This window comes from Bacillus cereus (assembly GCF_007678085.1).
GTDB lineage: Bacteria > Bacillota > Bacilli > Bacillales > Bacillaceae_G > Bacillus_A > Bacillus_A cereus_BE.
In genome coordinates this window covers 50,128-69,740 of the sequence record NZ_VEDW01000007.1, presented here as the reverse complement: position 1 = coordinate 69,740, position 19,613 = coordinate 50,128, and the positions used below count along the sequence as shown (strand labels likewise).

The following is a 19,613-nucleotide window of genomic DNA, read 5'->3' as shown; positions in this document are numbered from 1 at the left end:
TATTGTATGAATAGTACGAGCCTAGCTGGTAACCTATATTAAAAAAAATCTGTATAATACGGATAACCATACCTTAGGCTTCATCATGCATCTGCTACAATTCTAGAATATGGTTATCTCTCTTCCTATATATAAGAGGAAAGAGTTTTGTCCCTCTTACACTGTTTATTAACCAGCAAATAGCGGGCTAATAACGTAACAATATACTGTATGTAGGACAAATGCGGAAAGCATGAGGAAAATGTCTATATTTTGTAAAAAAAACAAAACACTTTATAATAAGAATGTCGGATTGTACCTTTTTATATAAGAAGTCTATATTTAAGAAAGATTAGAGGAATTTTATAGCAATGAAGAAGCCTATCGTTCAATTATTATTGGTATTTATAATTGTATCTATCGTACTCTTACTTTTAGATACGCCTATCCTCTCACTATATACCTTTTTCGGTGTATTATGGTCTCTTACCATCATAGGAATATCTTTCGTTATTTTTATCGAAAATAGATCTCCACAAAGCACCTTAGCATGGTTTTTAGTATTAGCACTTCTTCCCGTTGTAGGTGTGCTTTTATACTCTATTTTCGGGCGTAGCCGTTGGAGAAGAAAAAAACATCTCCATCGTTCAGAAGAACAAAGAAAATTATTCCGTGAAATATTAGAAGGAAGACGAGTAGAATTATCACTCACAGTCCCCTTACATGAGCGTTCTACACATTTAACAAAAGTTATACAAAAATTTGGAGGCGGACCTGCCGCAGATAGAACAACTACAAAGCTTTTAACAAATGGAGATCAAACATTTTCAGAAATTTTGCAAGCTATCGAGCAAGCAAAACATCACATACATATTCAATACTATATTTATAAATCTGATGAGATTGGTACAAAAGTTCGGGATGCTTTAATCAAAAAAGCAAAAGACGGTGTTATTGTACGCTTCCTTTATGATGGCCTCGGAAGTAACACTTTAAGAAGACGATTTTTACAACCTATGAAAGAAGCTGGTATTGAAATTGTAGAATTTGACCCTATTTTTTCAGCTTGGTTACTTGAAACTGTCAATTATCGTAACCATCGTAAAATTGTCATTGTAGATGGAGAAATTGGTTTTACTGGAGGTCTCAATGTCGGTGATGAATACCTTGGCCGTTCAAAGAAGTTCCCCGTTTGGCGTGATAGTCATTTAAAAATAGAAGGAAAAGCGTTATATAAATTACAAGCAATCTTTCTAGAGGACTGGCTCTATGCATCTAGTGGTTTGAATACTTATTCCTGGGATCAATTTATGAATAGACAATACTTCCCAGGTAAAGAAATTTCAAGTGCAGAAGGCGCTGTGCAAATTGTAGCAAGCGGACCAAGCTCAGATGATAAAAGCATTCGCAATACATTATTAGCTGTTATGGGATCTGCAAAAAAATCGATTTGGATCGCTACACCATACTTTATTCCAGATCAAGAAACTTTAACATTATTACGTTTAAGTGCAATATCTGGCATAGATGTACGCATTTTATATCCTGGTAAAAGTGATAGTATTATTAGTGATCAAGCATCTCAATCCTACTTCACTCCACTTTTAAAAGCTGGTGCCTCCATTTATAGTTATAAAGATGGTTTTATGCATGCAAAAATTGTACTCGTTGATGATAAAATCGCAACAATTGGAACAGCAAATATGGACGTACGTAGCTTTGAATTAAATTATGAACTTATTAGCGTACTATATGAATCAGAAACCGTGCATGATATAAAACGTGATTTTGAAAATGACTTTAATCATTCCACTGAAATTAAATGGAACGCATTCCAAAAAAGAAGTATCAAAAAACGAATATTAGAGTCTTTCATGCGACTCATTTCTCCTTTACTGTAAGCAATCAATATAATATTGATTGCTTTTTCTTTTGCATTTCTCCCCTTTCCTTTTCTTTGCATACCATATTAAAACAAGTTATCATAAGATGTATTACTTTATGAAAATAATGTTAGGTGGGAAATACATGTTAGAACAATTTCATATACATGCTGATTTAAAACAACAGCTTTCTACAATTCACGAAAAGAATAAGCAAGAAGCTGGTGAAAATGCACATTTAATTGGAAAGAAAATATATAAAGCATCTGATAACAGCATTATTGAAGATGCCATTACAGCACTTCTTCTTGGTAAAAACATTCTATTAAAAGGGCCGACTGGTAGTGGTAAAACGGTACTAGCTGAAACTCTTTCTTCTTTATTCCAAAAACCAATGCATAGCATTAACTGTTCTGTCGACCTAGATGTAGAAGGTATTTTAGGATACAACACACTACAAACGAAAGATGGCGCATCTGAAGTTACATTCGTTAACGGTCCTCTTATGAAAGCAATGAAGACCGGTCATTTCCTATATATTGATGAAATCAATATGGCAAAACCTGAAACGTTACCACTTCTTCACGGTGCATTAGATTACCGTAAAATGATTACTAATCCATTTACACAAGAAGTTGTATACGGTGATGACGAGTATCGTGTAATTGCGGCAATTAATGAAGGTTACGTTGGTACAAGTGAACTAAACGAAGCATTAAAAAACCGTTTCGTTATTATTGAAGTTCCTTACATTCAAGGTGATACATTAAAAGAACTATTATTAGCTGAATCAAAATTAAATGATGTTGCAACAATTGAAAAGTTTGTTGCATTTGCAAGCGACCTTATGCCTTTAGCTCGTGATGGACGTGTAAGTGAAGAGGCAGCAAGTATTCGTGGCATTATCGACGCATGTGATTTAGGTGTATATATTCCTGTTATGCGTGCAATTGAACGTAGTATTATCGCAAAATTAAACGATGAAACAGAACAAATGACTGTCCGTGAATTAGCAGAAAGTTATTTCTTTGAGGGATAATTCATGAGACAAATTTTTAGTGACAAAAAAATTGATGCGTCGCTGTTTCTACAAATGGAAAACTTAATGTATGCTCTTCTAAAAGAAGACGATGCCTACCTTGAGTATGGCTATAAAGCATACTACGACGAAATTGAAAAAAAGGTTGTCATTAGTCACTTTTGGGATGATCGAAAAGAAGAGGATACAGTAATCGGATTAAAAAGCGAAGTGTTTTTAAAAGCACTTGGTAATAAACATTACTCGGACATGACTTTAATTCGTTCTTATGCGATTGAATTACAAGAATCACCCTTAAAAAAGTTTTTAACACAATTATTTGTTCTATTAGAAGATTTACGTGTTGAGGAAATCGTAAAAAAATTACGTCCTGGCACAAAGCATGTTTTTAAAAGAAGAAAAGAAATGTATCGCAATTACTTTGGTTCACAAAATGAAATCAATCGTGTTCGTAACTATCACGGTGATCGTCTATTTTGTCTCTGCTATCTTTCATTAACGAGCGATAAATATGAAATGTTTAATAATGAATATTTCGAGCAAATTGAAGCAATTTTGCATGAAACATTCCAAGCTCGTAATACAGAAGACATTATGTATATCGTTGAGAAGATTCGCTATCGCTTAGAAGGACTTCTTGAAAGTGATATGCTTAATAATTATTTCGGACATGCTCCGCTTTATTTATCTGTTATTGCAGACGAAAAGAACTGTCGCGTCGAAGATTTAGCAAATGATGATACACAACTTATAGATGACGATGAAAATAAAAACAAAATGGATGAAAGTTTCTCTACATGGCATCGTGAAAATAAAAATAACGAAAACGAGAACTTTTTACGCTTTGAATTAGAAAGCGGAACAAAAACAAACATGATGGGCGATACTGCTCGTGAATCAGAAGATGGCGACCAAGCACTTGGTTCTGTACAAGGTACTTCTCAAAAGAGTACACAATCCAACTTTGATGGCGCCGATACAGAAGAAGCAAGAGCTTCACATGCTTCTAGCCAAAACGAAGGTGCATACGGTAAGTATAACGTTGGTGCTTCTCATACATTTAAAGAAGCTCGCAAAGCAAATACCGATGAGAAAAAAGATTACCAAGCTATCAAATCAGTCGTTAATAAAGATGTAAAAGAATTAAAGAAAATTATCGAAAAAACGATTGAAAATAAAACGAATGCAAATAGTGATAAATATTACGGAAGACTTCGTAAAAAATTCCTTCGTATTTATACTGAAAAGCAGCCGCGCATGTTTTATAAAAAAGGGCAAGAATCACAAGAACTCGACGTTGCATTCCAATTACTAGTGGACTGCTCTGGTTCTATGTATAACAAAATGGAAGAAACGAAAAAGAGTGTGGTCCTATTCCATGAAGCATTGAAATCTTTAAAAATCCCGCACGCTATTAGCGGATTTTGGGAAGATGCTTCTAGTGCCAAGCCTGAAGATAAGCCGAACGTTATCCATGAAGTTGTAACGTATAAAAACTCAACGTTACCAAACGTTGGTCCCGAAATTATGCAGCTCCGCGAAGAAGAAGATAACCGCGACGGATATATTATTCGTATCGTTTCTGAAAAGCTTGCAAAAAGACCAGAAAAGCATAAATTCTTACTTGTCTTCACAGACGGTGAACCTTCTGCGCTAGACTATCAACAAGACGGTATTTTAGATACGCATGAAGCTGTCAAACTTGCTCGTAAAAGTGGTATGGAAGTAATCGGAATATTCATCGAAGAAGGCGAAGCGAAAGAAGCAACTTATCAATTAATGAAGAATATTTATAACCATCACTTCTTAGTTGCAAATCACGCTGAAGATTTACGTCTGAAGATTAAACCACTATTGAAAAAATTATTACTGAAGACGATTGAATAGAAAAACAGGAGCGTTGTCGCTCCTGTTTTTTCTTTCGATCACTTTGTTTCTAGTTGAAACTTGTATGGAATGGCTACTTCTAATAATGCCTCGAATCCGCCATCGTAGAATGGGAATCGTTCATTTGCGATTGTTCGATCCACCCACTCTATTGCAGAAATTTCTTCTTCATCTTCTGCAATAAGTTCACCTGTTACTACATTTGCTCGGAATGTAAACAATAGTGCATGATTCCCTAACTCTTCAAAGAATTTTTCATTAATCGCAACAAGTCCACCTGCCACAGCAGTTACACCTGTCTCTTCTTTTACCTCCCTTACTAGAGCTTCTTCTAACGTTTCACCCTTTTCAACAGCCCCACCTGGCAATGACCAAACATTTTGTTCTACATTATGTACCATTAATATTTTATCTGTTTCTTCTTCATGTATTAGTGCATATACGACATCAACTCTTTGCATGTTGCTTTTCTCCTTCAATTAACTCATCCATTGTAAATAAGGAATGTAGCTGTAAGCCATCTTCTAATAAGTTTTCTCTTCCCTCTTTCGTTCGTTCAATCACGCCTAGAACATGATGGACTTTCGCACCCAGTTCTCTTAAATCCTTCGTACTTAATAATATTTGACCACCTGTCGTAATAACATCCTCAACAACACAAACATTTTTCCCAGTAATATTAACGCCTTCTGCTAACTTGCATGTACCGTACTTCTTCGCTTCTTTTCTTACAAATACAACTGGTATACCTGTTTGTAAAGATAATGCTGTTGCTACTGGAATTCCTCCCATCTCTAAACCTGCGAGTACTTCTGTATCAGGAGGAATGAGCTCTTTCAACTGTTTAGCAATTTCTAATAACAGTACTGGATTAGATTCAAATAAGTACTTATCAAAGTATTGATTTGATACTTGTCCCGATTGAAGTTTAAATGTTCCCGTTAAACGTGACGTATTGTAAATTTCCTTTGCTAACTCCCATTTCTCCATTGTATCTCTCCCCTTTATGCACAAATTATCTCATTCTATCACACTTGTAATTATTTGTATATTCCTAAAATACAAATAAAAGGGCCGATTCCTAAGAATCGACCCTTCCTATTAATTCATCACTAACTCAGCTGTGAGCTTTTTTTTTAACTTAGCCAACATGTCCGTTGTCATTTTGTCTAAATCGTATTCTGCTTTAAAGCCCCACTCGTTCATTGCTGCTGTTGCATCAATAGAGTTTGGCCAGCTATCAGCGATTGTTTGACGAGCAGGATCTACAGCGTAATCCATTGTAAACGTCGGAATGTGTTTACGAATGGATGCTGCGATTTGCTCTGGCTCAAAGCTCATTGCTGTAATATTGAACGCGTTTCTATGCACAAGTTTACTTGGATCAGCTTCCATTAATGAAATGATCGCTTGTAAAGCATCTGGCATATACATCATATCCATGTATGTTCCTTCTGCAATGTATGAGGTGTATGTGCCTTTTTTAATTGCCTCATAATAAATTTCAACTGCATAGTCAGTTGTTCCGCCTCCTGGAGGAGCTACGTAAGAAATTAAACCTGGGAAACGTACACCGCGCGTATCAACACCAAATTTTTGATGATAATAATCACATAATAATTCTCCTGCTACTTTGTTTACCCCATACATCGTAGTAGGACGCTGAATTGTATCTTGTGGCGTATTATCTTTCGGCGTTGATGGACCGAATGCACCGATAGAACTTGGCGTGAAAAACTTACAGTTTAATTCACGAGCTGCTTCTAATGCATTTACAAGTCCGCCCATATTTAAATTCCATGCAAATAACGGATTTTTTTCTGCTGTTGCTGAAAGTAAAGCTGCTAAATGAATAATTGTATCTACTTCATTACGCTTTGCGATATCATGTAGTTTTTGTCCATCTGTTACATCTAACGTTTCAAATGGACCAGACGTTACTACTTCACTATCTGTTTCACGAATATCTGTTGCAATAACATTTGATGCACCGTATACATCACGAAGTTTCATTACTAGTTCAGAACCAATTTGCCCTAAAGAACCGGTTACTAGAATTTTTTTCATTTTCCCCACTCCTCATTTGCAAGCTATTCAAAAGATGCCCTTACTTAAATGATGCCCATTTCTTTCCCTACTTTTTCATACTTACGAATTGCTTCATCTAACATTTCTTTCGTATGAGCTGCTGTAGGCATATTACGAACGCGTCCTGTTCCTTTAGCTACAGTTGGGAACACGATAGATTTTGCATATACGCCTTCTTCATTTAGACGTTTACTAAATTCTTGTGTTAACACTTCGTCACCAATAATACAAGGTGTAATTGGCGTTTCACTTTCTCCAATGTTAAAGCCAAGTTCTTTTAACCCTTGTTTTAAATAGCGACCATTTTCCCATAAACGATCGTGCAACTCTGTGCTTTCCATTAAAATTTCAATTGATCGCATACATGCAGCTGCATCAGCTGGTGTTAATGCTGTAGAGAATAAGAATGGACGTGAACGAACTTTTAACCAGTCAATTAAGTTTTGTTTCCCTGCTACATATCCACCAATTACCCCAATTGCTTTTGATAATGTACCAATTTGGAAATCAACTTTATCAGATAGACCGAAATGCTTTACAGTTCCTGCACCTTTTCCAAGTACACCTGAACCGTGTGCATCGTCTACATATGTCATTAAATCTAATTCTTCTGCAATCTCAACAATTTCTGGTAATTTCGCAACATCTCCATCCATTGAGAAGACACCGTCTGTAATTACCATTAATTTATTGTAAAGACCTGATTCTTTCGCTGCGATTGCTTTTTGGCGTAAATCTTCCATATCCGAATGTTTATAAACAATAATTTTTGCTTTTGATAAACGACTACCATCAATAATAGAAGCATGGTTTAATTCGTCTGAAAGAATCGCATCATTTTTATCCATAACGGCTGAAATCGCTGCCATATTACAGTTAAATCCTGATTGGTAAGCAATTGCTGCTTCTGTATGTTTAAACTTTGCAATTGTTTCTTCTAATTTAATATGCAAATCTAAAGTACCGTTAATTGTACGAACAGCCCCTGCTCCAACACCGTACTTATGAATAGCACCAATTGCTGCTTCTTGCAAACGGCTATCTGTTGCTAATCCAAGATAGTTGTTTGAAGATAAGTTAATATATTCTTTTCCGCCAATTGTAATGATCGGTCCATTTGAACTCTCAAGCGGATCAATTACGTTATAAAGCCCCTTTGATTTTAAATCCTCTAAATTTTCTTCTAAAAATTTTGCAAGTGTTTTACTAGACATTGTGAAGCCTCCCATCGTTCATGTAAGCGAATTATTGTCTTAATAGTTCTAATAATCCCTCTACTAGCTTAACACGTTTTCAGAATTTATTATAGAAAAATAGTTTAAAGTAACCGCTTACAATTCTAGATTATATATGATTCATTACAAGAAATCTATCATTTACTTTTCATATTTGGTAGAATAAAAAAAATATTTAAGGGGGCTTCAATCATGGCATTTACTGAATCTGATGTATATAATAACGAAGCATTTTTTAAACAATATATGAAACGAAGATACGGAGAAAATAGCCCAAATGAATCACTTGAAAAACCAGCCTTCTTTCAACTCATTGGTGATGTGAAAGGAAAGAAAATCCTCGATTTAGGCTGCGGTGACGCAAAATTCGGCAAGGAATTATTAGAAAAAGACTGCCACTCTTACACTGGTATTGAAGGCTCTGAACTTATGTATGAAAAAGCTAAAAAACAACTAGAAAATAAAAATGGGACCGTCCATTTTTTAAACCTCAAAGACTACACATACCCTCCTGCTACTTTTGATTTAGTAACATCTAGACTCGCCTTACATTATATCGAACATCTTCCTATCATTTTTCAAAATGTGTACGAAACTTTAAAAACAAATGGAATCTTTACTTTTAGCGTTCAACACCCTGTTATTACTTCTTCATTTGAAAGCTTGCAAACGAGCGGAAAAAGAACGAGCTGGCTCGTCGATAATTATTTCAAAATGGGAAAGCGCGTTGAACCTTGGATTGATCAAGAAGTTATTAAATATCATCGTACAACGGAAGAATATTTTACTTTATTACAACAAACTGGATTTACGGTTACAAATATAAAAGAAGCTACACCAAGTCAAAATTATTTTCAAAGCGCGGAAGAATATGAACGTCGTTTACGAATCCCCCTCTTTCTCTTATTCTCTTGCAAAAAATAAAAAAGACGATGAATCCTCATCGTCTTTTTTATTATCTCATTGCCTGAGCAACCTCTTTACGTACATGTCTTCCTTTTCCGTGCGGAATACAAAGTGGCGTCCCAAATAACGGATCCGTACTAATTTGACACTCCATTCGGAATACATCACGTACTAGCCTCTCATCTACTACTTCTTCCGGCTTACCTTGTGCATATATTTGTTTATCTTGAATGGCTACGATATTATCTGCATAACGGCATGCCAAATTTAAATCGTGTAATACCATAACAATTGTTCTTTGTTCTGTTTCATTTAATTCGAATAATAAATCTAGCACTTCAATTTGGTGAGTCATATCTAAATAGGTAGTAGGCTCATCCAATAAAATAATATCTGTATCTTGTGCAAGCGTCATTGCAATCCAAGCACGTTGACGTTGTCCACCTGAAAGAGCATGCACATCACGCTCAGCAAATTCTGTCATACCTGTTGCTGCAAGTGCTTTCTGTACCATTTCCTCATCTTTTTCTGACCATTGCTTCAGCCATGTTTGATACGGATAACGTCCTTGCTTTACAAGTTGCAATACTGTAAGCCCTTCTGGCGCTTGCGGTCCTTGCGGTAAAATTGCCATTTGACGAGCGATTTGCTTCGTTTGCATACTTTGAATGGCTTGATTATCTAACAAAATGTCACCAGTTGTTGGTTTTAATAATCTAGCTAGTGAACGCAATAAAGTTGATTTCCCGCAACCGTTAGAGCCGATAAAGATTGTAATTTCACCTTTTGGAATTTCTAAATTCAACTCATCAATAATAATTGTTTCACCATAAGACAACGTCAAGCGTTTCGTCTCCAATGCTTTTTGCATATTCATCTCCCTTTATGAATTCCGACTTTTATAAAGTAAATAAATAAAATAAGGTGCACCAATTGCTGATGTAAATACCCCTGCTGGAATTTCAAGTGGGGTGAAAACTGTACGCCCAATTAAATCTGCAGCAAGTACTAAAATTGCACCAACGATCGCCGCAACCGGGAGTAATGCACCGTATAAAGAACCAACTAGTCTTCGTGAAATATGAGGTGCCATTAAACCGACAAATCCAATTCCTCCAGCAAAGGCAACTGCTCCACCAATTAAAGCTGTACTAAGTAATAACATAAATATGCGTGACTTCGTTAAAGGAACACCAAGCCCTACCGCAATATCATCCCCTAGCTCTTGCGCATTTAAATGTCTAGCAGCTATAAATGATATTACCGTTAAAATGAGAACCCACGGTGCAAGCACCATAACGTTTTGCCATGAAGACCCGTAAACAGTGCCTGTAATCCATACATTCGCTTGACTCGCTTGGTAAATTGGTGCTAACAACATAAACAAAGTCGTTGCCGCTTTCGTTAATGCCCAAAAGCCAACACCAATTAAAACAAGACTAATCGGTGATAATCCATCATTTCTCCATGCAAATAAATATACAAAAAGTGCTACAATCGTTGCCCCAACAAAAGCTGCTAACGGCATATAATGAATGCTTACAGTTAGCGCATTATTTTTATCACTAAATATAGCTAAAAATAAGACAACTGCAACACTTGCACCACCTGTAATCCCGATAATATCCGGAGAAGCAAGTGGATTTCGAACGAGACCTTGTAAAATACATCCTGCTACAGCAAGTGCGATTCCTACAAGGATGGCAATTAAAATACGCGGCATACGAAACTTATTTACAACCATATTTGACATCGCATCGCCATTTCCAGTGATCGCTTGCCATACATCATAAGGAGCGATTTTCATGTCTCCCATACCTGCACTCGCAAAAAATAATCCTATTAAAACAACTAGTAAACTAAATAAGACGAGACAAGCTCGTTTATACATTAAAAACGAGAGCCCGCCTTTTCCTATACGAAACGGAATATACTTCTTCATTTGCTAAGCCCTCTCTTACGTGCAATATAAATAAAGAATGGTGCCCCGATAAATGCTGTCATAACCCCTACCGGTACTTCTTGTGGCATAATGACATATCTTGCTGCTATATCAGCTAAGATTAATAGTATTGCACCTAATAACCCGCTATATGGTACTCTCCACCTATGATCTACTCCAACTAGAAATCTGGCAAAATGCGGGGTAACAATACCAATAAATCCAATTGGACCTGCGACCGCAACTGAACCACCAGATAGCAAGACAATAATAAGTAGTACGAATGATTTCATTAAAATCGTTCGTTGTCCAAGCCCTTTTGCAACGTCTTCCCCCATCATTAATGTATTTACTTTCCCTGCCATCATAAGAGATGCGATCCAGCCTACTAATAAATACGGGAATACAGATTGTAAAATTTCTAACTTTCTTCCTTGCACAGATCCGGCAAGCCAAAATAATACCTCTTCCATCGCTTTTTCATTTAATACAAGTAACCCTTGTGTTAATGATGAAAATAACGCACTGATTGCGACCCCTGCTAATGTTAACTTAAGAGGCGTTGTCCCTTCTTTCCCTAAAGAACTAGAAGCAAATACAAGTACAGCTGCAATTGCTGCCCCTAAAAAGGCAATCCACGTGAAAGCTGATAATGATGTCACGGAAAAAAGAACAATTGCTACAACTATGAAAAACGCAGCACCTGAATTTAATCCAATAAAATCTGGAGAAGCAAGTGGATTCTTCGTTAAAGTTTGCATAAGACAACCAGCAATGGCTAAACTAGCACCAACACTAGCTGCAATTAACGCCCTTGGTAGACGCACATTTTGAATAATAATATGTTCATTGGAACCATTAAAATGGAAAAAAGCATCTAACGCTAATTTCCAACTCGTATTTGTATATCCGAAAATAATACTTCCCCAAATACAAATAATGACTGCAATGATTCCAACAAATAATCCAATCCATTTTGCTTGATTTGTTTTTAATAACATGCAGCGTTTCCCCTTCAATGTATAATGATACGTTGTAAGTGTATTTCAACTTAATTCCTATTGTCAACGACAATGAGAATTATTTTCAATATATATATTGACATTCAAAAGATAAAGGCTTAATATCATGCTTGCTATTGAAAAAAATTATCAATATGTAGGGGGTACATAATGAATTTCATGCGAAAGAAATCGTTTACAGTATTTGTATTTTTACTGGCATTTTCACTACTTTTAAGTGCTTGTGGGAAATCAAATAACAAAGAAGAATCTACAAAAGAAGATAATAAAAAAGAAATGATTACGGTTGAACATGCAATGGGTAAAACAGAAGTTCCTGCTAATCCAAAACGTGTAGTTATTTTAACAAATGAAGGAACTGAAGCTTTACTTGAGCTAGGTGTGAAACCAGTTGGGGCTGTAAAATCTTGGACTGGTGATCCATGGTATCCACATATTAAAGATAAAATGAAAGATGTAAAAGTTGTTGGTGATGAAGGACAAGTGAACGTAGAAACAATCGCTTCTTTAAAACCAGACTTAATTATCGGTAACAAAATGCGTCACGAAAAGGTGTACGAGCAACTAAAAGCAATTGCACCTACTGTGTTCTCTGAAACGCTACGTGGTGAATGGAAAGATAACTTCAAATTTTATGCGAAAGCATTAAATAAAGAAAAAGAAGGTCAAACGGTTTTAGCTGATTACGATAAACGTATGAAAGATTTAAAAGCTAAACTAGGCGATAAAGTAAATCAAGAAATCTCTATGGTTCGCTTCATGCCTGGTGATGTTCGTATTTATCATGGTGATACATTCTCTGGTGTTATTTTAAAAGAACTTGGATTTAAACGTCCTGGTGATCAAAATAAAGATGACTTCGCAGAGCGTAACGTATCTAAAGAACGTATTTCTGCAATGGATGGTGACGTATTATTCTACTTCACATTCGATAAAGGAAACGAGAAAAAAGGCTCTGAATTAGAAAAAGAATATATCAATGATCCGCTATTTAAAAATTTAAATGCAGTGAAAAATGGTAAAGCATACAAAGTTGATGACGTTATTTGGAATACAGCTGGTGGTGTAATGGCTGCTAACCTACTATTAGACGATATCGAAAAACGCTTTGTTAAATAATATTTCCCTAACCAGCTCCCCTTCTATGGAGCTGGTTATTTTTCAATTCACTTAAATGTCACATTATTTCGTTTTGTATTTTTATTCCCAATATGTTATATTATAAAAGTAAATAGAATATATTTTCTCTATATCGAAATAAATATTTTAATCTAAATTTTCTGATTAATCTTTATTTTATTTTCTTTTAGAATTCAATTATTACATTTGAAAACGCTTATCATTGTGTTTTCAGGGCAAAATACAATAACGGTTGAAGAAAAATAGAACCTTTTTAGAAATTTTCTTTCTATTTCCATATAATTCTATTGACTTCTAAATATTTTGTAAATTAAAATGATTACATAAATATCCGTTATACAGGATTAGGGGGAAACAAAAATGGATGCAGCTTTAAAATTAGACAAAGCTGGAGAGCAACAATCACCAAAAAAACATCCACCAGGGTTGTACTTGTTGTTCTTAACAGAAATGTGGGAAAGATTTAGTTATTACGGAATGCGTGGCCTTTTAGTTCTTTATTTAACAACTGCTGCTGTTAGTGGCGGGTTAGGATTTGATAAGGCAGTCGCAGTGCAATTATATGGTACTTTTACAGCGGCAGTATATTTCATGCCAATTATAGGCGGATGGCTAACAGATCATTATATCACAAGACGTCATGCCATTACTCTCGGCGGAATTATTATGGCAATCGGAAACTTTGTACTATTCTCCATGAATACAAAAACAGGACTATTCCTTGGATTAATACTATTAGTTATTGGTAATGGATTCTTCAAACCAAATATTTCTACACTGCTAGGTGAATTGTATAGTGAAAATGATTCACGCCGTGACAGTGCATTTACTATCTTCTATATGGGTATTAACGTAGGTGCTTTCTTCGCTCCACTTATTTGTGGATTTTTAGCAGAAGATTTCTTTAAAACAAGCGTTGATGGCGTTATGGTTATGGGATATAAATACGGATTCTTAGCAGCTTGTATCGGTATGATTATTGGACAAATTGTTTTCAACTTATTAGCTCCTCGCTACCTTGGTACAGCAGGAACAACAGTTGTTGGTAAAAAAACAAAAAATCAACCTGCAATCGAAAAGAAACCTTTAACAAAACAAGAAAAAAATCGCACTTGGGCAATTGTAATTTTAACTTGTTTCGTAGTATTCTTCTGGGCAGGCTTTGAACAAGCTGGTAGTTCTTTAACACTTTATACAGATAAATTTGTTGATCGTACAATTTTTGGATGGGAAGTTCCAACATCTTGGTTCCAATCCGTTAATCCAGCGTTCATCGTACTACTTGCACCATTCGTATCTATGCTATGGTTAAAACTTTCTAAATCAAAGCGTGGCGATTTAAAAATACCAACAAAAATGGCATTTGGTATGATTTTACTAGGTATAGGTTACCTTGTTTTAACATTAGCGGTTCTAAAAACTGGAAGTAGTGAAGCTGATATAACTGTTAAAGCAAACTTATTATTCATCGTTATCACTTATATGTTCCATACAATTGGCGAACTATTCTTATCACCAATCGGTCTATCAATGGTAAGTGCAATTGCACCTGTTAAATTAGCATCATTACTAATGGGTGTATGGTTAGCTGGTTCAGGTATGGCTAACTGGTTAGCTGGTAAACTTGCTTCCTTTACACAATCATTAGGTTATCTTGAAGTATTTGCAAGTATTGGTATTATCGTTATCGTCCTAGGAGTTGTACTTCTTCTTTGCTCTAAAAAAGTTGCAAGTATGATGGAATAACAAATCAAAAAGACGCTTCTAAAATTAGAAGCGTCTTTTTGATTACTTCTCCTCTAAAGCCGTCACGTTCACGTGAACGCTTTCTCCGGGATTAGATACATCATACACTTGAGCAACTCCACTCTGCTCGTCACAGCTCTCAATCCATACTGGTACACCCTCATATGTAACGTCAATTCTACTTGAAGAAGATAAGATTTGTTTCACACGTTTTACATCCATACTACTATTCCTCCTTTTACTTACTACACTCCTTTCTATCTTTTCTTTTCTCTTTAGAATATATTCCATATAGCAGCATGTTAATGGATAGCCTTTTCTTCCTTACATGCTAACATTTTCTCTCATATTACCTTTCTGACAAATAAAAAAAGACGTATATCCCATACGTCTTTTTCCATAATATTCAAATTTTAAGAAAATAATGTTTTTACTACTTCACTTACTTTATCATTATGAATTTGATAATACACTTCTAATCCTCGTCGTTCAAAGCGTACTACTTTATTTTGTTTTAATTTCGTTAAATGTTGCGAAACTGTTGATTGCGGAATTTCTAATACTTCCTGTAATTGTGTTACATTACATGTTCCACGTTGCATTAGTTCCATTACTAGGCGTAAACGCAACGGATGCGCTAACGCTCTTAACATTTGTACATCTTCTTCTGAAATACGACATTCGAATTGATTTTGGCTCATAAAGTTCCCCTCATTTTCGTTTTTATTTTCTTTTTATTTATTTATATATCTGTTCTTATATTTCCTGTTACGACATAACTTTATCAACTTATAAAGCCGAAAAATTTTTCCATCTTAACCAGCAAAGAACTCAGGAAAAAACCTTGCTGATTTTGAATATTATACTATATGATATAACGAAAAAGCAAAACAACGGGCTGTAAATACTTTGCTTGCAAACGTTGTTTTATCAAGCTTTTTGTTATATTTTCACCTCATTGCAACGTGCAGTAATGATATTGTAAAATACCGTCTATAATTGATAACCTATCGTAACGTATTTGGGTCATATTTAACCTCTTTGTTATGATAAAAGGAATTTTCAGTAAAAAGAGATACTGTAACATTAAAAATTAACTTATTTCTTTTTAAATTCGTATTCCATAGCTTGAACTGTGACGAAATACTTCCTACTTAAATGCATTTGCTTTCTCTGCCCTACTAGATCAACTCGGTCGAGCATGTTACCACCTATCAAAGCTTAAGTATTCCAACACCCTATATACTTGAGGTAAAGATGTCATCTAATATATAGAATCAATGATATATGAACAAACAAAAGAATACGGAAATAACTTCAAAAAGCGCACTCAAATGGATTTGAGTGCGCTTTTTGTCTACTTTATGAACAAAGCATCCCTTTTAACACTATTATGGAATAATTATACTTTTTTACGTTGACAATAGTGTTGAAGGAGAATATACTAAGCATGTAAGTTGATTGTGAATAGTTTCACAAATAATGTGAATTTCTTCACATAAAATAGATAGGAGTTGTCATTATTATGAGTACTTGGACACAAATTTATGACCCACTAAACAATATTTGGTTATCTGCACTAATCGCAGCACTACCAATTTTCTGCTTCATCATTTGTTTAATGGGACTAAAAATGAAAAGTTATATCGCTGGTCTTTACAGTGTGATCGTCGCTATTATTCTTGCTATATTTGTTTATAAAATGCCAGCAACTGTAGCTGTAGCATCTGCCGGATTCGGTGTTTTATCTGGATTTTATCCAATTTGTACTATCGTTATCGCAGCAATTTTCCTTTACAAATTAACTGTTAAAACAGAGCAATTCAATGTCATTCGTGATAGTATTTCAAGCATTACAAATGACCAACGTTTACAAGTATTATTAATCGCTTATTCTTTCGGTGCTTTCTTAGAAGGCGCAGCTGGTCTAGGGGTTCCAGTTGCTATTACAGCTGCATTACTTGTAGGTATGGGCTTTAATCCATTAAAAGCAGCAGGTATTTGTTTAGTAGCTAACATCGCTGGTGGTGCTATGGGTGCTATGGGTATCCCAGTTACAGTACCAGCACAATTAACTGAGCTAGACGCATTAACTATCGGTCGTCAAACTGTTCTTATTTTACCATTCATTAGTATTGTTTTACCTTTCTTACTTGTTTCAATGATCGATGGAATTAAAGGTATTAAAGAAACTTGGCAAGGTATTCTTGTAAGTGGTGTTTCTTTCGCAATTACTCAGTTCGTCGTAACTTATTTCTTAGGTGCAGAACTTACTAACATTTTCGCAGCCGTTGTAAGTATGGTCTCTCTTGCATTATTCTTACGTGTTTGGCAACCAAAATCTTCTACTAAAGAAGAAAAACAAGAAGAAAAAGAATCTCATACATTCAATCAAATTCTATATGCTTGGTCTCCATTCGTATTCTTAACTGCATTCGTAACAATCTTTAATTTAAAACCAATTAAAGCTTTATTTGCTCCGGATGGCGCACTAGCAAACTTAGTATTTAACATTCAGTTCCCTGGTCTTCATAATGCTGTTATGAAAACTACACCAATTACAAAAGCTGATACACCTTTCGCAGCTGTTTTCAAGTTTGATGTATTCTCATCTACAACTACTGCAATCGTATTAGCAATTATCGTTTCACTTATCGTATACCGCGTAAAAGGAAAAATGGTTAAAGAATTAATGGTTGAAACAATAAAAGAACTAAAAGCTCCAGTATATACAATCTGTAGCGTTATCGCTTTAGCTTACGTAGAGAACTACTCTGGTATGTCATCTACACTTGGACTTGCATTCTCTTCTACTGGTAATGCATTCCCTGTTCTTTCTCCGATCTTAGGATGGATTGGCGTATTCATTACAGGATCAGTAGTATCAAGTGGTTCATTATTTGCACCGCTTCAAGCAGTAACTGCAGATCAATTAAACATCGTTCCTACTACTCTTGTTGCATTAAACGTAGTAGGTGGTACAATGGCAAAAATGGTTTCACCACAATCTGTAGCAGTTGCTTGTGCAGCAGTTGGACTAGTTGGTAAAGAATCTGTCCTATTTAAAACAGCAATGAAATACAGTTTAATCTTCTTAGCTATCATTAGCTTACTTCAATTAAACGCTGTATTTAATATCTTTTAAAAATAAAACACCGATCCAAATGGATCGGTGTTTTTTCACATTACATCTTCTTATTCTTTAATAAAGAAGCACCAGCAATTTCAGGGTGTGTCATTTCGAATGGATCTAAAATAATATCCAATTCTTCTTCTGTCAGTACACCATGTTCTAAACATAACTCTCTAACAGATTTTCCTGTTTCAATTGCTTCACGCGCAATACGAGATGCTGCTTCATAACCAATATGAGGGTTTACTGCCGTAATAATTCCAACACTCTTCTCCACATATTGCTTCAGCAATTCTTCATTTGCTGTAATTCCTTTAATACAATATTCACGGAATACACGGAATCCGTTATTCATAATACTAATAGATTGAATTAAATTAAATACGAGTACAGGCTCCATTACGTTTAACTCTAATTGTCCCGCTTCTGATGCTAAGCAAATTGTATGATCATTACCAATTACTTGGAAAGCAACTTGATTGATTACTTCTGCCATAACAGGGTTTACTTTTCCTGGCATAATAGATGAACCTGGTTGACGAGCTGGCAATTGAATCTCCGCCAATCCAACACGTGGACCAGATGCCATAATACGAAGGTCATTCGCAATTTTAGACATATTCATCATACATACTTTTAATGCCGCAGATACTTCTGTGTATGCATCTGTGTTTTGCGTTGCATCAACTAAATGCTCTGCACCAACAAGTGGGAATCCGCTAAATGTTCTCAAGTGTTTAACCACTTGTTCGATGTACGTAGGGTTTGCATTTAATCCCGTACCAACAGCTGTCGCCCCCATGTTCACTTCATATAAATGTTGGCGAGACTGTTTAATTCTCTTTATATCACGCTCAAGCACGCGGCTATACGCTTCGAATTCTTGTCCAAGACGAATCGGAACAGCATCTTGTAAATGTGTACGCCCCATTTTAATAACGTGATCGAACTCTTTTGCTTTTTCACGGAAAGCTGCATGAAGTTCTTCCATTGTAATAAGAAGTTCTTCTAACATCATAAGAGTTGCAATATGAATTCCCGTTGGAAACGCATCATTCGTTGATTGAGCCATATTCACATGCGTGTTTGGACTAATCTTTGCATACTCGCCTTTTTCATATCCCATACGTTCTAACGCTCGATTAGCGATTACTTCATTTGTATTCATATTAATAGAAGTTCCAGCACCGCCCTGGATTGGATCCACGATAAATTGATCATGGAATTTTCCATCAACAATTTCTTGTGCTGCCTCTGCAATTTCATGTCCAATGTCTTTTGCTAAGTAACCAGTATCCATATTTGCAAGTGCCGCCGCTTTTTTCACAATTGCCATTGCCGTAATGAGTGACGGATGAATGCGATATCCTGTAATCGGGAAGTTTTCTACAGCACGTAATGTTTGTACACCATAATAAGCTACATTCGGTACTTCCTTTTCACCTAAAAAGTCTTTTTCTATACGTATATCCTTCGTTGCTATCATTTTTATCACCTATACTTTTCATTCTAAATCCTTATCTAAAAAATTCGCCCTCTAAAAATACGAGTATCATGCAGAAGAATTTTTCAGTATCCACCTTCACTATATAGCACCTTTTTTGAAAGCGCAA

The 19,613-nt window shown here is 35.5% G+C and carries 17 protein-coding genes; 7 read left to right on the top strand and 10 right to left on the bottom strand.

What is annotated here, in order from left to right; all coding sequences use genetic code 11:
• Positions 1-350 precede the first annotated feature (350 nt).
• The 3 genes from FS742_RS24660 to FS742_RS24650 all read left to right on the top strand — a co-directional run bounded on the left by FS742_RS24660 (position 351) and on the right by FS742_RS24650 (position 4,788).
• Complete coding sequence (locus FS742_RS24660; protein WP_144615754.1) at positions 351-1,880, top strand: cardiolipin synthase; 1,530 nt, start codon at positions 351-353, stop codon at positions 1,878-1,880.
• 127 nt (positions 1,881-2,007) lie between these two features.
• Positions 2,008-2,901, top strand: a complete 894-nt coding sequence (locus FS742_RS24655) for an ATP-binding protein (protein WP_144615752.1) — start codon at positions 2,008-2,010, stop codon at positions 2,899-2,901.
• A gap of 3 nt (positions 2,902-2,904) precedes the next feature.
• Entirely contained in the window at positions 2,905-4,788 is a 1,884-nt protein-coding gene (locus FS742_RS24650; RefSeq protein WP_144615750.1) for a vWA domain-containing protein, read from the top strand.
• Positions 4,789-4,826: 38 nt separating this feature from the next.
• Here FS742_RS24650 and FS742_RS24645 read toward each other — a convergent pair whose 3' ends face one another.
• The 4 genes from FS742_RS24645 to FS742_RS24630 form a co-directional block, all read right to left on the bottom strand.
• A complete protein-coding gene (locus FS742_RS24645; protein ID WP_144615748.1) occupies positions 4,827-5,249 on the bottom strand; it encodes an NUDIX hydrolase in 423 nt (140 codons plus the stop codon).
• Positions 5,236-5,778, bottom strand: a complete 543-nt coding sequence (gene pyrE / locus FS742_RS24640) for an orotate phosphoribosyltransferase (RefSeq protein WP_144615746.1) — start codon at positions 5,776-5,778, stop codon at positions 5,236-5,238. Before pyrE ends, FS742_RS24645 begins: the two co-directional genes overlap by 14 nt.
• Before the next feature lie 111 nt (positions 5,779-5,889).
• A complete protein-coding gene (locus FS742_RS24635; RefSeq protein WP_088028473.1) occupies positions 5,890-6,855 on the bottom strand; it encodes an L-threonine 3-dehydrogenase in 966 nt (321 codons plus the stop codon).
• Positions 6,856-6,899: 44 nt separating this feature from the next.
• Positions 6,900-8,090, bottom strand: a complete 1,191-nt coding sequence (locus tag FS742_RS24630; protein WP_000095906.1) for a glycine C-acetyltransferase — start codon at positions 8,088-8,090, stop codon at positions 6,900-6,902.
• Positions 8,091-8,303: 213 nt separating this feature from the next.
• On the opposite strand from FS742_RS24630, the gene FS742_RS24625 reads away from it, so the two are divergent.
• Complete coding sequence (locus FS742_RS24625; RefSeq protein WP_144615744.1) at positions 8,304-9,035, top strand: class I SAM-dependent DNA methyltransferase; 732 nt, start codon at positions 8,304-8,306, stop codon at positions 9,033-9,035.
• Between the two features lie 31 nt (positions 9,036-9,066).
• Here the strand turns inward: FS742_RS24625 and FS742_RS24620 are convergent, their stop codons facing one another.
• From FS742_RS24620 to FS742_RS24610, 3 genes are read right to left on the bottom strand one after another with little or no spacing between them, the layout of a single operon-like run.
• Positions 9,067-9,888: an ABC transporter ATP-binding protein gene (locus FS742_RS24620; RefSeq protein WP_144615743.1), complete on the bottom strand. Its 822-nt coding sequence runs from the start codon at positions 9,886-9,888 to the stop codon at positions 9,067-9,069.
• A gap of 12 nt (positions 9,889-9,900) precedes the next feature.
• Positions 9,901-10,959 (bottom strand): FecCD family ABC transporter permease, encoded by a 1,059-nt coding sequence (locus tag FS742_RS24615; protein WP_000760067.1) that lies wholly within the window; start codon positions 10,957-10,959, stop codon positions 9,901-9,903.
• Positions 10,956-11,960, bottom strand: a complete 1,005-nt coding sequence (locus tag FS742_RS24610) for a FecCD family ABC transporter permease (protein WP_144615741.1) — start codon at positions 11,958-11,960, stop codon at positions 10,956-10,958. The genes FS742_RS24615 and FS742_RS24610 overlap by 4 nt, the downstream gene beginning before the upstream one ends.
• A gap of 171 nt (positions 11,961-12,131) precedes the next feature.
• Here FS742_RS24610 and FS742_RS24605 point away from each other — a divergent pair, with 171 nt between their 5' ends.
• Positions 12,132-13,100, top strand: coding sequence for an ABC transporter substrate-binding protein (locus tag FS742_RS24605; RefSeq protein ID WP_144615739.1), 969 nt, complete (start codon positions 12,132-12,134; stop codon positions 13,098-13,100).
• A 381-nt stretch (positions 13,101-13,481) separates the two neighbouring features.
• Positions 13,482-14,867 carry a peptide MFS transporter gene (locus tag FS742_RS24600; protein ID WP_144615737.1) on the top strand — a complete coding sequence of 462 codons (1,386 nt, stop codon included), beginning with the start codon at positions 13,482-13,484 and terminating at the stop codon, positions 14,865-14,867.
• 42 nt (positions 14,868-14,909) lie between these two features.
• Here the strand turns inward: FS742_RS24600 and FS742_RS24595 are convergent, their stop codons facing one another.
• Both FS742_RS24595 and FS742_RS24590 read right to left on the bottom strand, forming a co-directional pair.
• Positions 14,910-15,089 carry an acid-soluble spore protein H gene (locus FS742_RS24595; RefSeq protein ID WP_000382683.1) on the bottom strand — a complete coding sequence of 60 codons (180 nt, stop codon included), beginning with the start codon at positions 15,087-15,089 and terminating at the stop codon, positions 14,910-14,912.
• 191 nt (positions 15,090-15,280) lie between these two features.
• Entirely contained in the window at positions 15,281-15,568 is a 288-nt protein-coding gene (locus FS742_RS24590; RefSeq protein WP_000081429.1) for an ArsR/SmtB family transcription factor, read from the bottom strand.
• A gap of 824 nt (positions 15,569-16,392) precedes the next feature.
• On the opposite strand from FS742_RS24590, the gene FS742_RS24585 reads away from it, so the two are divergent.
• Positions 16,393-18,012, top strand: coding sequence for an L-lactate permease (locus FS742_RS24585; RefSeq protein WP_144615735.1), 1,620 nt, complete (start codon positions 16,393-16,395; stop codon positions 18,010-18,012).
• A 40-nt stretch (positions 18,013-18,052) separates the two neighbouring features.
• On the opposite strand, the gene aspA is transcribed toward FS742_RS24585, so the two are convergent.
• Positions 18,053-19,486 carry an aspartate ammonia-lyase gene (gene aspA, locus FS742_RS24580; RefSeq protein ID WP_144615733.1) on the bottom strand — a complete coding sequence of 478 codons (1,434 nt, stop codon included), beginning with the start codon at positions 19,484-19,486 and terminating at the stop codon, positions 18,053-18,055.
• Positions 19,487-19,613 lie beyond the last annotated feature (127 nt).